Below are 15,800 nucleotides of genomic sequence, written 5' to 3'. Positions count from 1 at the left end.
GATTGGTTGGCGATGGTCTCAGAATCTGATCGGCGCGCCAAATTGGCCCACGCTATCCTTGGCGAGGCAGCGCGAGAGCGGCTGCCTCCATCGACGGGCGTCCTGTTGGCCACAGACATGCAGAAGAGTCTATGGATCGACCAGACGCTTGAGCCCGCATCCTGCGCTTACAATTCGGCGATGGCCCTGGAGGTTTTCGGGTCGATGGATCCCGAGCTCTGGTCCGAGGCGCTGCGTTGGGCGGTTCGCCGGATGCCCACGCTCGATGCGATCTACGCGGACTCGGCCGCCGGCGTAGGCCTTGTGCCCGCGTCCGACGACGCCATTGCCATTCCCTTGACGGAACGGCGGCTCTCTGAAGACGCAGATCTGGGCCGCATCGCCCAGAACGCGGCCATGCGCCCCTTCGATTTGCGGCGAGAGCGGCCGTTCCGCGCCGAGATTCTTCGTGCGGCAAACGATCGTTGGATTTTGCTGCTGTGTGCACATCACATCGCGTGGGATGGGACATCGCTGAAGATCTTGCTCGATCTGCTCGAGGCTGGCCTGAGCGTGCAAGCCGCCGCTTCCGGGCCGGGCATGTACGCCCGGGAGACGCCAACCGCCTTGGCCGCGCCGCGTGCGAACGCCGAGACGCTCACGCCGGCGCGGCGCATAGAGCTTTTGGCGATGGCCGAGGCGCATTTCGCCGGCATCGCGCCGGATGCGGCGCCGCTTATTTGCGCCCAGACTGCGGCCGGCACGAACCAGACGGACAGAGATTTTTTTACGATGCGACTTCCCAATGCAGTGATCGGCGCCGCCGATGACCTCGCGCGTCGCCTCCGCTGCTCACGCTTTCACGTACTGCTGGCGAGCCTGACGGCGACGAGCTTCTTTCAAGGCCAGGCCGGCATGTTCGCGACCATTCTCGTCCAGGACAATACGAAGCCGTCTGCCGGTTACGGACTGAAACGTCTGCTCATGGGGCTGCCGAATGCTCGCGGTCTGTCCTTTGCATCGCTCATGGAGCGATGTCGAGATGCATTTATCGATGCCTTGGAGCTTGCTGCACTTTCCGAAGCTGACCTGAGGAAGGCCTTCACCGCAGCGACCGGCCGCCCCGATTTCCCGATGGGGCGAAACCTGCTTTCCTACGACATATCAGCGCATGCCCGCGTGCAGCTTGGCGGATTGCCGATCCGGCTGCACTTTGCCTCGCCCACCGCGGCGCGGGCCCAATTCGCAATGTCCATCATTGCCGAGCCGTCCGGCGCCGACTTGTCGCTTCGCCTCGAAGCCAAGCCCGTCGGCGGCGTTGCCCGCGACCTCCGCGAGTTCGGCGAGCGGTACCTCGCAGACCTCGACCGCCTCATTCGATGCGCGGATCGAACTCTGGACCATTTCCCGCCAGCCCATATGAAGGAGCGTCGTCGGCTGGTCAAGGCCCTCAACGCGTCAGTCCATCCTGCCCCGGAGTCCGTTCCTGCGCAGCTCATGGCAAATGTGCTTCGCTTCTCGGCTGAGCTCGCCGTTGCCAGCGGAACAGGCTGCCTGAGCTACAGAGAATTGTACGAGAACGCCCGTGACTGGCACGCGCGGATCTTTGCGGTTGCCGGACATCGACCCGGCCCGCGGGTCGTGCTTGCCGGCCCGCGCGACGCACGGACGATCTCCGCGCTATGGGGAATCTGGATGGCGGGCGGTGCCGCCGTGCTGCTCGATCCAGCGTCGGAGGACGAAGAGATCTCAAACAGCCTCGGCCGAATAACGCCCATTTGTGGTGTCGGGCCGCGCGCATGTCCCCTAAGGCAGGCCATCAATGCTTTTGACTTGCCCTGGCTCGACCTGGAGTCGATGGCGGACGCAGCGCCAGGAAAGCTTCCCGCACAGCCGAACCCAAGCGAAGCAAGTGCATATTTCGTCCTCACCTCGGGAAGCACTGGCGGGCCCAAGGTCGTCGAGATCAGTCACGGCAATCTGGCCGAGACACTCGCGGCGGCACGCTTCGAAGGCATGCCGGCGCGGCCAGTCACCACTTGGTCGGCGCGACTAGCCTTCGATATCGCGCTGCTCGAAATCCTGCTGCCGCTATCGCTAGGCGGCCATGTGCATATTCACAACGCCGATCCCGTAGACGTTGAAAGACTCGCCCAGGATGCAACGACGGCGAACGTCTTCCATGCGGTCCCCGCCGTGATGCGAAAGGTCTTGAAGGCGGTGGGCCCGGATCCGGGCGGACCGGGCCTGGCACTGGTCGGTGGTGACAAGGTTTCGTCGGACCTGATTGCTCAGATGCGCGCGGCATGGCCGCAGAGCCGAATTCGCGTCCTCTATGGCCCGACCGAGACGACAATTATCTGCGCTTCGGCCGAGATTGGACCTGAGGATCGCTTCGAAGCGCCAATCATCGGCCGGCCGCATCGCAACGTCCGTCTCAGGATTGTCGACGAGAATGGCCGTTCGGTGCCGGTGGGCGCTCCCGGCGAGTTGCTGATCGGCGGTCCGGTCGTGGGCCGTTACGCAGTCGCCGAGCCGGATCAGCAGAAGCGCTTCATTGTCCGCGGGGCGTTCCGCTATTTCCGGACCGGGGATCTGGTTCGGATTCACCGCGACGGCATCATCGAGTTTCTCGGGCGCAATGACGCTCAGGAGAAGATCGATGGCGTGCGGGTCATGCCGGAGACCGTCGAGGCGATGCTCCGAGAGGAGGACAATGTCGAAGAGGCCGCTGTCGTCGGCTACGACGTCGCGCCGGACGTGCGCCGATTGATGGCCTTTTACCGGGTGAAACCCGGCGCACCACAGCCGGAAATCTCTGCGCTTCGAGCGCGACTTGCGGCGCGACTGCCGCATGTCGCCGTGCCGGCGCATTTCGAGCCGATATCGGTCCTACCCCTCAACCGAAACGACAAGATCGACCACAAGGTGCTCGCGCGGCTGGCGCAGCGCATCGGCACAGAGACCGCGAAGCCCGCTCAGGCAACGGAAATGCAGGCGATGATCGCAGCGGCCTGGGCCAGTGTTTTGGACCGGCCGGTCAACATGGGCGACCAAAGCTTCATGGCGCTGGGCGGGGATTCGCTGGCGATGTCACGCTTGCGCCTGCACTTGCAGGAGCGTTTCGGGAAAGCCCCCCCGCTGGCAGCATTGATGGCCCGACCGACCATTGCCGGCATGGCCGAATTGTTGAACGGCGCTCCCGCCACCGCGATGCCATTGGCGGAGGCGCCGGACTCGGCACCTCTTACCGCACAGCAGGAGCGGATCTGGGATCTCTTGCAATACCTACCGCTGATCAACCAGATGACCGTTTCATGTGCCTTCGAGCTGTCGCAGGCCTGCGAGCCAACCCGGCTCGAAGAGGCAATCCGCGGTTGCATGAAGTCGCACGACGCGTTGACCGTCCGGATCGAGGCGGATGACCGCGGACGGCCCATCATGCGCCGACGCATGCAAGAGGAGATCGACGCTCAGTTCGCGTTGGGCACGGCACGGGAAGCCAGCGCCGAGGCGGCACAGATGCGACTGAAGGAGTTCTTTGACCAAGGCTTCGACCTCACCTCCGACCTGCCGGTTCGCTTTCTCATCGTCGAGCGCCCGGGGCCCGCGATCCTCGCGATTCACATCCACCATATCGTCACGGATGGCTGGTCGATACGAGTCATCCTCGAGGACATCGTACGGCGCTACGAGCAGATGCCAGGGGATGGCCCGACCCGTGCCTCTCCCTCTTTTCTGCACTATGCTCGCGTTAGAGCCACGACCGATCCCTCCGAACGGGCCCGATCCTATCAGGAGCACCTCGATCGAACCGCCGGCGCCGCCGTCTCGCTCTTCGATCCGACGCGCAGCGGCCAGTCCCGTGCATCCTTCATTGTGGGCCGGCGCCGCCGGCGGCTCGGGGAATTCGACGCTGCGACGATCGAGCGCGTGGCCGCCCGCGTGGCGGTAACCCCGTTCGTCGTCGGTTTGGCCGCCTACGCCGCGGTCGTCGCAGACATTGCGAGCGTACGCACGCTGCGAGTTGCAACGATGTGCTCCAATCGAGACTCGGAAGCGGTCGAGTCTCTGATCGGTCTCGTTGCGAACACCATCCTCGTTGATATCGACACAGCAATCGCGGTAAGCGCGCCGGACCGCTATCTGCAGGCGGTCGGCACAAGGCTTGCCGAATCGTTGGCGTTTCAGAACGTGCTGGCCTCTGATCTTGACGCTTGTGTCGCGGCCCGCGGGCGCGACCTCGCAGGCTATCGGAGCGCCTTCCAGTTCGGCCTCCTTGACCATGGCGGGATGGCCGTGACCGGCCGCGCGCTAGCACTGACCGCCCTCGATGCACCGGCGGCATGGATTAGCAACACACCGGAGTTCAAGCTCAGCGGTTACGAGTTGGCCACCGACCTAAAACGCTGGCGCGATGTGCTCGAGCTCACCGCGACCTATCAAGTCGATGTGTTCTCTTCAGCGGAGGTGGATGCCATCCTCGCGCGGATCGAGGCGGCCTTATGCGGGTTTGCTGAGGCGCTGCTCTGATTGCGCGAGACCGCTAAAGAAACCCGCAAGCCTTGAGACACCCTCGTCGATGTCCTGAAGCGGAACGGCGCTGAAGGACAGGCGTACGGAACGGTCGTGCGGTGTCGCAAAAGCGAACAGCGACATCGGCACGACGATTACTCCGGCGCTGGATGCGCAGGCTTCCACGACCGGCATCGTGAACGCGAAGCGACCCTCGAGCGTCACGAAAAATCCCCCCTCCGGCCTGTTCCAGCGCACGTCTGGAGCGCGCTTGCCGGCGAAGTGGCGATCCAATGCTGCGAGGAGCACATCGCGCTTTTTCCGGTAATACGAGGCCGAACCCACCATGCGGGATTGCAAGCTGTGCCGCTCCTCTATCAAGACCGAGGCAAGCACGGCCTGCATGACTGGAGAGGTGTTGATGCTAACGAGGCTTTTCGCCTTCGAGACCACCTCGGAGAGGGGCATCGTTCGACCCGAAAGGGAGACGGGAACATCGCCGGTGAGATATCCGAGCCGGAGTCCAGGATAGACCGATTTGGAGTAGGACCCGAGAAGCACCACCTGCCCCGGATCAATCGACTTCAGGAGCGGTAACGGCGGGCCTTCATAGCGCAGCATACGGTACGGCGAATCCTCGAGCAACAACAAGCTCCTGCGGCGCGCCAGGGCCACCAGCCGCAGACGCGTCTCGAGCGAGGTCGTATAACCGCTGGGATTATCGAAATCCGGGATGATGTAGAAGGCGCGCGGCACCTTGTGTTCAGCGCCCAGGCGAGCCAACACGTCCTCCAGCTGGTCCAGATCCGGCCCATGCATTTGAAGCCTGATCGGCACCACCTCAATGCCCAACAGTCGGGCTGCGGCAGTAATCCCCTGATAAACCGGCTCGGTCGCCAGAAGGACGTCGCGCGGCGGGGTAAACACCGTCAGCAACAAGAGCAGCATTGCTTCCTGACACCCATGGGTAATAACAAGCCGCTCGGATTCGACCGAGAGCCCCTCATCGTTCATGAGCTGCCGGGCAACGTGCTCGTGCACGATCCCATTCGTTCTGCCATATTGCGCGATCTCGTTGAGCGCGCTTTCGGGTGACACGTCGCGACGGCCAAGAATCGCCGAGGCATGTTTGCGGACTACATCGAGACTCTGCGCAACGTTGAAGAGTTCTGCAGCCGGGCGCCCCGGCGCGAAGGAGATCGCCTCCGGATAGCGCTCGACGACATCGTTGAGAAAGCACATCGTGTCCAGGATAGGCTCGCCCAGTCTGTCCGATATCTCCAACATGCACAGGTCCTTGAGCACGACGCACCACTACGCTACTATAGCATGCATTTACATGATACCACAAGCTGTCCGAGCAGAAAGCGCCAGAGCGACGCCTGCGTTCCCATCGGGGGCACACATGGAGTTGCCGTGCAAGGGAGTGGTAATGTCTCGCGAGACATTGAGCGCATTTCAGAAAGACGGAGCCGTCGTCATTCGCTCTTTTTTCGATGACACCACGATCTCCGAATTGACGACGGCGCTGAAGGAATACGAGCGCGATACTGTGCCCCGATTGCCCGGCGTGTTCTACAGCCGCGAGGCAGACAGCGAAGCGATGCGCGGCTTGTTCTGGATGAACATATTCAGTCCTTACTTCTCCGACATCCTGGCGGATCGGCGCATGCTTGAGGTGATCGAGCGGCTGACCGGTTGGACGCCACGGCCAATGTTCGTCGAAGCGTTCATGAAGCCCGCATGGCGCGGCGGCAGCATCCCGCTGCACCAGGACGTCGCCTACAGCGCCGTAGATCCTCCGCAGCAAGCGACCATCTGGGTGCCCATCGACCGGGTCCGCAAGACAAATGGCGCGGTTCGCTATTTCCTCGGATCGCACAAGGCCGGTCTCAAGCCGCACCGCGCAAGCGGAATCCGTGGAAGCTCGCTCGAGGCCGAGAACACGGAGACCTATCCGGAAGCGGTATTTGAACTCAATCCGGGCGATGTCATCGTACACGACGGTCTCGTTCTGCACGATAGTCCAGCCAACGAAACTGCCCAGGCACGCCGCGCGATCGCATTCGGATACCGCGGAGTCAGCACGACCTTCGCGGATCTTGTCATCTAAGCGCACTTGCGCGGCACGCGCAGTGCAACTCACATTGCGATCCGCGCGTGGCATTCGTGCTCCTTGCCGCTTGATCGACCGGTCTGGACCGCGTAACTCTGCCCGGAAGAGCCCCCTCCCCCTGGAAGCTCCTCGCGGCCGATGACCCCGGACAAGCGCCAATTGCCGATCGGGAAGGACGAGAGATGAAGGAAGACTATATATCGACACCGGATTGGGAGCTTGCAGCAGCCGCTCTGGCGAGCCGGCCGGACGCTCGGGCGTTCGAGCTGATCGACGTGCGACTCGATGCCTTCGCGCACAATATCGTCGCTGGAGCAACGCGTTCTATTGGAACGCTGACGTGCCGTTTCGTCGAAGGGGACCGGATCAAGTCGGCCGATTTCGTATTGAAGCGTCTCGGCTTTTCACCCAATCAGGAAGGCCGCTGGCGCGCCACGGCGGATCCCGCGGATCCATTCTTCTGGCGGCGCGAAGCCGACTTCTATGCAAGTGAACAGCCTTGGCCCGGCCTGCCGATGCTGAGCAGCGCCTGCTGCCTGCATGTTCGGACGGGCGAGAATCATGCTGAAATCATCCTCAAGCGCTCGTCCGACCCGCCTGCCTCCGCGTGGGACACGGCGACGATAATGGCATGCATCGGCTCGCTGGCCGAAGCCCAGGCGATGACTTCGGCACCAACGCTGAGCCCGACCAGCGTGCCGTTCCTCACCGTCTACTACGATCGCCGGCGCGAGCTCATGGAAAATGCGGGTAAGCACATGCGGCCCACCGGCTTGGCCGAGGTGGATGCACTGCTTCCAACGAGACCGCTGATCGAGGCGCTTAACCGCAGATCGGAACGCGCGCTGGCTTATCTCAATAGTCAGGCTCAGGTGTTTTCTCACAACGATTTCTGGCAACCGAACATCTTTGGGCAGTGCGGAACCAGCACGCCCAAAACGCTAATTGACTTCGCGTATTGCGGCGACTCGACCGCAGGTATTGACGCAGCCAATTTCATTGTCGACGGAATCGTCGATGACCTCTTGCCGGCTCGGCGAGGGACTGATCTGCTCGATCAGGCCTTGGCGATATACTGCGGAATCTTCCGTGAGCGGCGCGCTGGCGTCGATTCATCCGAACTTGTCCGCAGCGCGAAGTTGGCGATGGCGCTGAAATATGCATGGCTAATCCCGGCCACGTTCAGAGCGGCGCACTCGAACGAGGCACGAGAAAAACTGGCGAAGGAACACGGGTCCGCCGACGATTTCCTCGGGCGCAGGGCAATCGGCCTTTGCATGGTCTGCGAGCTGATCGCCGAATTCGCCGACGCTATGCTATGAGCCTGCGGCGATGCCAACCAGCTCCTGAAGCGTTACACAGGACATGAATACCGGGACAGGCCCACGCTCAAGCGCGAGCGCGACGCACGCGTCTTTAGCTGCCGGGTGCCGCAGGGTGACAGACGAGTAGAGTACTTCGCCAACCGCCAGCACTGCCGGCGCGCCGATGGTCCACCGTCCAGCATGAAAACCTATCCGCACGGTTCTCGGATCGGTCTGGAAACCCGTGCCCGAGGACTTCAACGCAGCCTCCTTGAGACACCATGCGAGCAGAGACGCTCCCGGACGGCTTTCGCTCGGCATCGCGGACACCCCCATTAACTCCACGTCCGACAGAAACTGACGAACGACACTGAGCGCCTCCCCCGCGCGCGAGAACAATTCGACATCGATGCCAACCGCCTGCTCTGGGCTCAGTGCGACCGCCGCGAAACGCCGACAGTGTGACAGGCTCGCGCGACAGCGCCGGAAACCAGCGCCAATCGGCTCCGGCGGCGCAAACGGATCCGCCGGGTTACGAAATCGGACTTCGCCTGCGGGCGTTTCCAGGTAGCGCCCCACTGCCAACCGCAGCGCCACATGGCTCGCTTCATACTCCCAGGCCGCGTCAGCTATCCGGAAGCCAGCCAGCCGCGCCCGTTCCGCATCACAGAGGAGATCGCGGAGCACCGCTCTTCCAGGGTCGAGGTCGTGAGGCCGCGCAGATATATCAACCAGCAGCACATGGCAGCCGAGCTCGGTACGCTCCGTCACCGATCGCCAGAAGGCGTCAGGAGACAGAACCTCCGTCGCGAAGACGCCACCGATGTGCGCTCCTTCGATCATTTTTTGTGTTCGCGCAGCCGATCGGCCAATCGGTCAACCCGCATGTTGAGCTCGCGATAGCTGAGCATCCTCCGCTCATCGGATACGGCTGGCTTATGCGGAAACTGCGCCGCTGCGGCCTCAAAGAGCTCTAGTGCCATGCGATGGGGATGTGGCGAGCCTGCTCCGCCTGCCCACCGCTCGAGCATCGCACGGTCATCTTCGCCGAGAACGGGAAGATGATCGACCAGCGTTTCCGGCGCGTCCATCGCAGCGGCGAGGATGCACTCGAAGGCCGTCAGAAGCCGCCGCGCGGTCTCGCCAGAGACTTTCGCAGGATGGTAGGCAAGATAGCCGTCGATCGTATCGCCTGCTGTGACGCAGAGATCGAGGCTGGCCTCTATCGCGATCTCCGTCGTCTCGATCACGATTCCCGTGAGTGGTCCGAGATCGAGACGGAGATTCGGCGTGCGCAGGCTGGCTAACGACAAGGCGCGGGCGTTCCGCCCCGCAGCCGATTGCAGGGTGAACATGGCGTCGAAACCTTGCTCGAAAAGCGCGTGCGGATCGCTGAAGTAATGCTGAATACGGCTCAGAGGAAGTACGCCGTCCTCCAGCATTGCGGAGATATGCTCGTATTGGCGCTGCACGGTCTCACTAAACCTGCGATCGCTCGAGAACCGCAGCGCCATGGGCAAGAGGTTCTCGAACAGACCGACCGTTTGCGCGTCCTGCGCGAAGCGGCGGCCGTGGAAGGGCGAGGCGATGGTGATCCGCTCCTGCCGGGAAAAACGGGAGAGCACGAGACCGAAGGTCACCAGCAGTATGCTGTAGATCGTGACCTCCTGGGCGCGGGCGAACGCGACGATCCGGGCCGCCAGCTCCGAGCCAATCGTGAAACGCAAAAACGGCACCTCCGCGGCGAAGCGGGAGACGGGCGAGAGCAGCTTTGGAAAGCTGATGCTCACAGGCTGCCCGCGTAAGCGCTCTTTCCAGCGGCGAGTGGCCTCGGCTGCTGCCGGACTGACCAGATAGCGCATCTGCGCCTGCACGGCTGCACGGTAATCGGGTGCTGGGTCCGGGAACGCTCCCCCGGAGAAGGCGATACCGAGGTCATCCATCAGGATGCCAAGAGAGTAAAGGTCGCAGACGGCGTGATGCATCTGCAACGCCAACAGAACGGCCTCCGGCGCGCTGATCAGATGAACCCTGCACAGCTCGGTGTCGAAGAGCGGCATGGGCGATCGGACCAACGTCGCAGCCAGCACTCTAGCGGCATCGAATGTTTCGCTACGGTGGTGGACCACACTGATGCCTTCACCGACGTCCAGCGTACCGTCATGTCGAATCCGCAGGGACAAGGCGGTGTGACGCCTGAGCAAAAGGTTTACCGCCTCGCCGATCTGCAAATCGGACAGCGCTCCCGAAAGCGAAACCACAAAGGCCAGTACTCCTCGCGGATGCGCGGGTGCCGTCAGTTCCTGAAAGGCGTAGGATTGCTGATTGAGGCTGGCACGCAAGGCCCGCGGTGGGCTCTCATCTCGTTCGAGGGGTTGGCTCTGGGCATCCGCAGCGACGGCGCGCGGTGGTAAAGCTGATATCTCCGACAGGCTCAGCCGGGCCAATATGGTGCCAGGCGGCACCGCAATGCCCGATTGATCGAGCTGTTCGGCGAGGCGCGCCAGTGACAACGAATCGAAGCCGAGGGCAAGCGGACTGAGCTCCATGTCATCGGTTTGTGCCGACCGGCCCATAATGACCTCAACCACAGAGCGCAGGACATCTGGCATGCTAGTATGGTTCGCCGCCGCGATCCGGCCGTTCAGGTAATTTTCCTTGCAAACCGCGCGACGCACTTTGCCGCTGGAGGTTACAGGGATCATGGCTCGGGAAGTGCTCAGTACCTCGACATTCAAACCCTGGATGGCGTCGAATAGGGCCTCCCGCACCCGCAACATTGCCCTGTGTCTCTCTGAACCGTGCAACGACAGCCCCGCAACCAGCAGAACCACCCTTTCGCTGGCTTGTGTATCGACGCCAAAGGCGGCGACCCGTACACGTCCCTTCCCGGGAAGCACCTCGAGCGCGATCATCTCGATGTCCTCAGGATAGAGATTGCGTCCGTTGACGATGATCATGTCCTTTAGACGGCCGGTCACGTAGAGCCGCTGTTCGGCCAGGAATCCGAGATCGCCAGTCCTGAGAAACGGACCTTCACCGCTTTGAAGGCGGGCGTCGAGAAGCGTCGCACTCTCTTCCTTGTTCCGGAAGTATCGCCGCGCCGTCGAGCGGCCCCGGACCCAGATCTCGCCAACGCTCCCGTCGTTCAGCCGAATGCGCGTCTGCGGGTCCACCACCACGACCACCTGGCCCTCACCAATTTTTCCGGTAGATACGTAATCGCCAATTATACTTCCGGCTGTCGGGCTGGCCATCACGATCCCAGTACCTACCGGGCCGCCGGAGACGAACAGCCCGTTTTCCGCCATCCCATAGCAAGGAAAGAGAGCTGTCCGGCGTAATCCAAAACGGGAGAACGCCTGTGCGAAACGATCCATCGTCGCAGCGCGGACCGGCTCAGAACCGTTGAAGGCCACGTTCCAGGAGCGAAGGTCGAGTGCCGGTTCGCGCGCTGCCTCCTGCAAGGCAGTGACGCACAGTTCGTAAGCAAAGTTCGGACCTCCGCTCGTCGTGGCGCCCCTGTCGCTGATCGCCTGCAGCCAAGACAGGGGTCTGCGAATGAACTGGGCCGGCACAGAAAGATAGCTGGTGGCCCCGCAATAGAGCGGCTGCAGGATCGTTCCGATCAGACCCATGTCGTGGTAGTGCGGCAGCCAGCTGACGAAAACGGACGTGCTGTCATGCTCGAAAGCAGTCCGGATGCATTCAAGATTGTGCACAAGCATGCCATGGGTGACCTCCACTGCCCTTGGCACAGCGGTCGAGCCCGAGGTGTACTGAAGATAGGCCGGCGTGTCCTGCAAGTCGTCGTCCGATGCGCCGTCTATGACCGGGCTGAGGACGGAGTAGCGCCGAGCGTCCAAATCGGCAGGCTGCAGAGACCTAGCGTCTGCCCGATAAAGGTCCGGCCCGGCTTGGGCCGAGATCAAGAAGTGGGGTGCCGCCTGGCGGATCAGCGCACCAACGCGGCCGGCGCGCCCACGTCCCGACGAAGCCGGCAACGGCACTGCCACGCCGCCAGCGGCAAGCACAGCCAAGAAGCTTGCCACGAACTCCAACCCCGCGGGCAGACTGACGACGACCCTGTCCGCCTTCCGGAGCCCTCGGCTTCGGTAGGATTCTGCGGCCGCGCTCACCACGCCCAGTAGTTCCGCGTATCCGAGAGAACGCTCGATCTCCCCATCGTTCCCCACAAAGCCGAAGGCACGCTTCTCCGGCGTGCGGGCCGCATGCAGCGCAAGCGCTGTGATCACTGACTGCGGGCTCGCCATGGCGTCACCTCACTTTACTCTCTCGGTACCGCGCGGCGTCGGCGAAGCCGCTGGAAAGCGAGTGCATTGCGCCGACTGGGTGTTGCGTCCGGCGCCGCGGAATCGTGAGAGGTAACATCGCGCAAATGCTCGGCCAGCGCCTCTGCACTGCGATAGGTAAACAAGGCGGGCAATTCGATCCGCAGTTCGACGCGGCGCTCGATGTCCTTTTGCGCCTGCAGAATAACCAACGAATTCGCGCCGTATTCAAAAACATCATCCTGCGGGGCCAGAAAAGGAGCACTGAGCAAGTGACGCCAGACGTCTAGGATTTCATCCTTCAGCAACCGCGCTTTCGCGCCTGCGGCAAGGCCGGTGTCCTCGACCGCACGGATGCCGTGAAGAGCCCGCAACGTCGCAGTGTCGGGCTTGCCGTTAGGAGTAAGAGGCAGAGCATCGACCTGAACGATACGGGGGCGCGCGTAAATGGGCAGCCGCGCCGCGGCGGCCCGGTACAGCGCGCGGAGATTCGTCCCGGTCCCGGCCTCAAAGATACAGTAGGCCGCAAGCGGGTTTGGCTTGCCACCGGATGGATCGTGGTCGACAACCACTTGCAGTGCGCCAGCGCTACGAAGGACTTCGGCAATCTCCTCGGTTTCTACCCGAAAGCCATTCACCTTGACTTGGCCGTCACTCCGTCCGAGAAATTCGATCAGGCCGTCGTGGTGAAACTTCGCAATATCGCCGGTGCGAAAAGCCCACGTTTGCATTGAAGCGCTGAAACGAACAAATCCGAAGCGGGCCGACTGCTCCGCAGGGGCGCCGAGATATCCGGCGGATACCCCTCCACCGCTGATGACGATCTCTCCCGGCACCCCCGGCGGACAGAGTTGGTCGGCGGGATCGACAATATGGATACGACTGTCCGCGCAGGGCACCCCGATCGGCACAGAAAGCGCGGTGGCATATTTCCATCGGTCGGAAGGCGACAACCGGTGGGCCGTAGCCGTGATCGTTGTTTCCGTTGGACCGTATCCATTGAAGATGCGCCGCTCGGAGGTGAGCGCCGGGGCCAGCCGGTCCCATAGTCGCCAAGGGAAGGCTTCGCCGCCGATCAGGATCATGCGGAAGTTTTCCAGATCCAGCACCGAAAGCAAAAACTCAAGTTGCGACGGCGTGACATAGAGCAGGTTGGCGCCGATGGCTGCTGCCTTCCGGGCGTAACGCTCAGGATCGATCGCTTCTGCGGGTTCGGCGAAGTGAACGTGGCCGCCGAAGCAGACCTGATTTAGCACCTCCTCGAAACCGAAGTCGAAGGTAACCGGAAGAAGTTGAAGCGATGTGTATTGCGGGCCGAGATCGAAGGCACCCTGCTGCCATGCTAGGAGTTGCGCGAGATTGGCATGGCTGATGGGAACGCCTTTGGGACGCCCGGTCGACCCGGAGGTGAATATTACGTACGCGGAAGTGTCCGGATGCCGACCGCCTGGAATGGCTCCTTTTGGCGACGATGCCGCAAGCGGAGTTAGTTCAGGCTCAAGGTCGATGATCGTGACGACAGAAGGCGGCAAGATGTTTGCCGCCTTCTGTCTAAAGGGCTCGATTGTAACGATCTGGGTGATTGGACAAGCGCTAACCACCATGGCCAATCGCTCCTCAGGCCAATTCGGGTCCAGCAAGACAACGGTTTTGCCCGCCTTCCAGATCGCAAGCGCGGCCACCACGAACTCGCAACAATTGCCGATCAGAACGCCGCACGCTTCCGGGACGTCCGCGACAAGGTCATCTTTACACTCGTCCCTCATCGTAACGATGCTCGCGTCCCATTCTCGAACCGATTACTGCGCCCTATCCTGTCCCCCCGTCCGCGGGGATCGGGCTCGCCATGTTGCCTGCGTTTCGAACCGGCTCGCTTGAGGACTGCGCCTAGCGGCTCGGCATCCCTTCTGCAGACACGGCTCTACCCAGCATTGCGCGGCCGGCTCCATCAATCAAGAGGGTGCATCGAGGAAATGCGACACCCGTCAATGGAAATGCCATGGGTCACTGCGATAAACTGACCAACCTTGCGGACGAAGCGACGGAGTCTCAAGTCAAGTTTCCGGCGGAGCCCGTGCCTCCGGAGCCGAAATAGTACCAACGCGAAGGCGCCGATCCGCGGGCGCGTCGCTCTCGGTCTCGTTGTTGCGGGCGCATCGTTGTATCCTGCCTTTGACGAAAACCAGACATGCGCCGCCTCCCCTGGAACGCGGCCCTTCCACTTCGTTGCTGACGTGATAACGGCCCGACCAAAGCCGCCAGCATCGCGGAGGCGTCCCCAATGAACGAGGTCGGGCCGAAGAAATGAAACTCGTACATCCGGCACAGTTGCTGTCTCGCTTTGGAATTTTGGACCGTGCGGCTGCCTTGGCAATCGCCGTCACCCCATCGGCATGCAATACCTCTTCCTTGCGAAGTTGTGGGAGGGGTATCCGATAGATGGACGACGTCATCCATCGGAACGTCGTGCTCTCTATGATCGGCCTCACTGCGCCGGTGCGATCGCGATTGCGGCCGCTTCGCTGCGCCGATGGCGGCGCGGGGAAAACGCGGCCGCGAAGCTCGAGCGACCGGCCACGAATCCCTCCTTCGACGCCATCCATTCGGCGTTGCTTGGCACCGTAGGCCATTCGACGCTGCCCTCGCCGCCGGCCCTGCTCTTCACGCCGAAGAATGCCGACCCGTTGGAAGCGAGGGAACCCGGCAAACCGACCGGCGATCTTCTAATCGTCGGTCTCGATCAGCGGGCCCGGCGGCGCGATTAACCGAACGCCTTCGAAGGGATGCCGGGACCCGAAGTCTCCCACCTGGAGTTCGCCGAGACGCGGCTCGAAATCTGTAGGATTGGTTTGCACACCGCTCCAGTTTCGCACCAGAAAGGACGTGAACGAAACGCAGCAAACGCGATCGGAACTGGAAGAAAACGCAGAAAAATCAACAATGCCGATCGGCAGGCCGCCGCTCATAACGGTCTGGTCGCAGGTTCGAGTCCTGCCTGCCAAGTTCAATGAGTTTCACAGCTTACTGGCCCAACACCCGGTCATGATCGACAACCACCAATACCTTTGCCGTTCTATCGTCGCCACCGCGGCCGCTGCGCAAATAAGAGCAAGCAATGCTACTCCCGCGGACTTTGGCAACGATGCATCTCCAGAAATGATGAAGACGATACCAGCAGGAAATGCCGCGATCGAACCGGACCCAGCGACCGGCTATGATCTCCTTCTTGATCGCGTTGCCGATCTCGTGCGCCGTCCTCGGTCCAGCTCGATCACAAACAAGCTCATCAACCCGCAATCACAGCCGCGTCTAGTGACGAGATCTCCGCTCGATTCGTCGAGGCGATTTACAACGTGAGAGTCCGACGGCAGATGTACGCTGGAGCACTTGGAACCTTGCGCACCCGAACCGTTGGAAGATCGGCCTCTGAAAGTTTGGAAATTGCGCCGGCATGTGACGAAAACTTCCCCAGACTAAACCCAGACTAAACGTGAATGTTAATCTGGGCCCGTTCTGGTGACCTTGCCCCTCGGGCTTAATCCAGCTTGAAGTTCGTTCTGGCCCCAACGAGGACCAGAGCATGAAGCGCAGCCG

Annotated in this window: 9 protein-coding genes; 5 read left to right on the top strand and 4 right to left on the bottom strand. The window is 62.1% G+C overall.

The genetic code is table 11. The annotated features are described in order from the left end of the window. Positions 1-12: 12 nt before the first annotated feature. On the top strand, positions 13-4,512 hold the full coding sequence (locus QW868_RS32485) for a condensation domain-containing protein (RefSeq protein WP_316232481.1): 4,500 nt from the start codon (positions 13-15) through the stop codon (positions 4,510-4,512). Here QW868_RS32485 and QW868_RS32480 read toward each other — a convergent pair. Beyond that, entirely contained in the window at positions 4,483-5,781 is a 1,299-nt protein-coding gene (locus QW868_RS32480) for a PLP-dependent aminotransferase family protein (RefSeq protein WP_316232473.1), read from the bottom strand. The genes QW868_RS32485 and QW868_RS32480 overlap by 30 nt on opposite strands. A gap of 145 nt (positions 5,782-5,926) precedes the next feature. Between QW868_RS32480 and QW868_RS32475 the strand changes: the two genes are divergently transcribed. Both QW868_RS32475 and QW868_RS32470 read left to right on the top strand, forming a co-directional pair. Further along, the gene (locus QW868_RS32475; protein ID WP_316232472.1) at positions 5,927-6,607 is read left to right on the top strand and encodes a phytanoyl-CoA dioxygenase family protein; all 681 of its coding nucleotides are present in this window, start codon (positions 5,927-5,929) and stop codon (positions 6,605-6,607) included. Positions 6,608-6,792: 185 nt separating this feature from the next. Continuing rightward, positions 6,793-7,932 carry a phosphotransferase gene (locus tag QW868_RS32470; RefSeq protein ID WP_316232471.1) on the top strand — a complete coding sequence of 380 codons (1,140 nt, stop codon included), beginning with the start codon at positions 6,793-6,795 and terminating at the stop codon, positions 7,930-7,932. Here QW868_RS32470 and QW868_RS32465 read toward each other — a convergent pair. From QW868_RS32465 to QW868_RS32455, 3 genes are read right to left on the bottom strand one after another with little or no spacing between them, the layout of a single operon-like run. Further along, positions 7,927-8,757, bottom strand: a complete 831-nt coding sequence (locus QW868_RS32465) for a 4'-phosphopantetheinyl transferase family protein (RefSeq protein WP_316232470.1) — start codon at positions 8,755-8,757, stop codon at positions 7,927-7,929. The two genes, QW868_RS32470 and QW868_RS32465, sit on opposite strands and share 6 nt — an antisense overlap. Beyond that, the gene (locus QW868_RS32460) at positions 8,754-12,188 is read right to left on the bottom strand and encodes an AMP-binding protein (protein WP_316232469.1); all 3,435 of its coding nucleotides are present in this window, start codon (positions 12,186-12,188) and stop codon (positions 8,754-8,756) included. Before QW868_RS32460 ends, QW868_RS32465 begins: the two co-directional genes overlap by 4 nt. Before the next feature lie 14 nt (positions 12,189-12,202). After that, positions 12,203-13,972, bottom strand: a complete 1,770-nt coding sequence (locus QW868_RS32455) for an amino acid adenylation domain-containing protein (RefSeq protein WP_316232468.1) — start codon at positions 13,970-13,972, stop codon at positions 12,203-12,205. Positions 13,973-14,599: 627 nt separating this feature from the next. On the opposite strand from QW868_RS32455, the gene QW868_RS32450 reads away from it, so the two are divergent. Both QW868_RS32450 and QW868_RS32445 read left to right on the top strand, forming a co-directional pair. Further along, a complete protein-coding gene (locus QW868_RS32450; protein WP_316232467.1) occupies positions 14,600-14,971 on the top strand; it encodes a hypothetical protein in 372 nt (123 codons plus the stop codon). A gap of 118 nt (positions 14,972-15,089) precedes the next feature. Beyond that, positions 15,090-15,563, top strand: coding sequence for a hypothetical protein (locus QW868_RS32445; protein ID WP_316232466.1), 474 nt, complete (start codon positions 15,090-15,092; stop codon positions 15,561-15,563). Positions 15,564-15,800: the final 237 nt, after the last annotated feature.

The organism is Bradyrhizobium sp. SZCCHNR1051, assembly GCF_032489615.1.
Classification (GTDB): Bacteria; Pseudomonadota; Alphaproteobacteria; order Rhizobiales; family Xanthobacteraceae; genus Bradyrhizobium.
The sequence above is the reverse complement of the archived record's forward strand: the minus strand, read 5'-3'. Positions and strand labels throughout refer to the sequence as shown.

Coding starts and splice junctions, on each gene's coding strand:
- QW868_RS32485 (WP_316232481.1), top strand. CDS start 13: ATGGTCTCAGAATCTGATCGGCGCGCCAAATTGGCCCACGCTATCCTT.
- QW868_RS32475 (WP_316232472.1), top strand. CDS start 5,927: ATGTCTCGCGAGACATTGAGCGCATTTCAGAAAGACGGAGCCGTCGTC.
- QW868_RS32480 (WP_316232473.1), bottom strand. CDS start 5,781: ATGTTGGAGATATCGGACAGACTGGGCGAGCCTATCCTGGACACGATG.
- QW868_RS32450 (WP_316232467.1), top strand. CDS start 14,600: ATGCAATACCTCTTCCTTGCGAAGTTGTGGGAGGGGTATCCGATAGAT.
- QW868_RS32470 (WP_316232471.1), top strand. CDS start 6,793: ATGAAGGAAGACTATATATCGACACCGGATTGGGAGCTTGCAGCAGCC.
- QW868_RS32460 (WP_316232469.1), bottom strand. CDS start 12,188: ATGGCGAGCCCGCAGTCAGTGATCACAGCGCTTGCGCTGCATGCGGCC.
- QW868_RS32455 (WP_316232468.1), bottom strand. CDS start 13,972: ATGAGGGACGAGTGTAAAGATGACCTTGTCGCGGACGTCCCGGAAGCG.
- QW868_RS32465 (WP_316232470.1), bottom strand. CDS start 8,757: ATGATCGAAGGAGCGCACATCGGTGGCGTCTTCGCGACGGAGGTTCTG.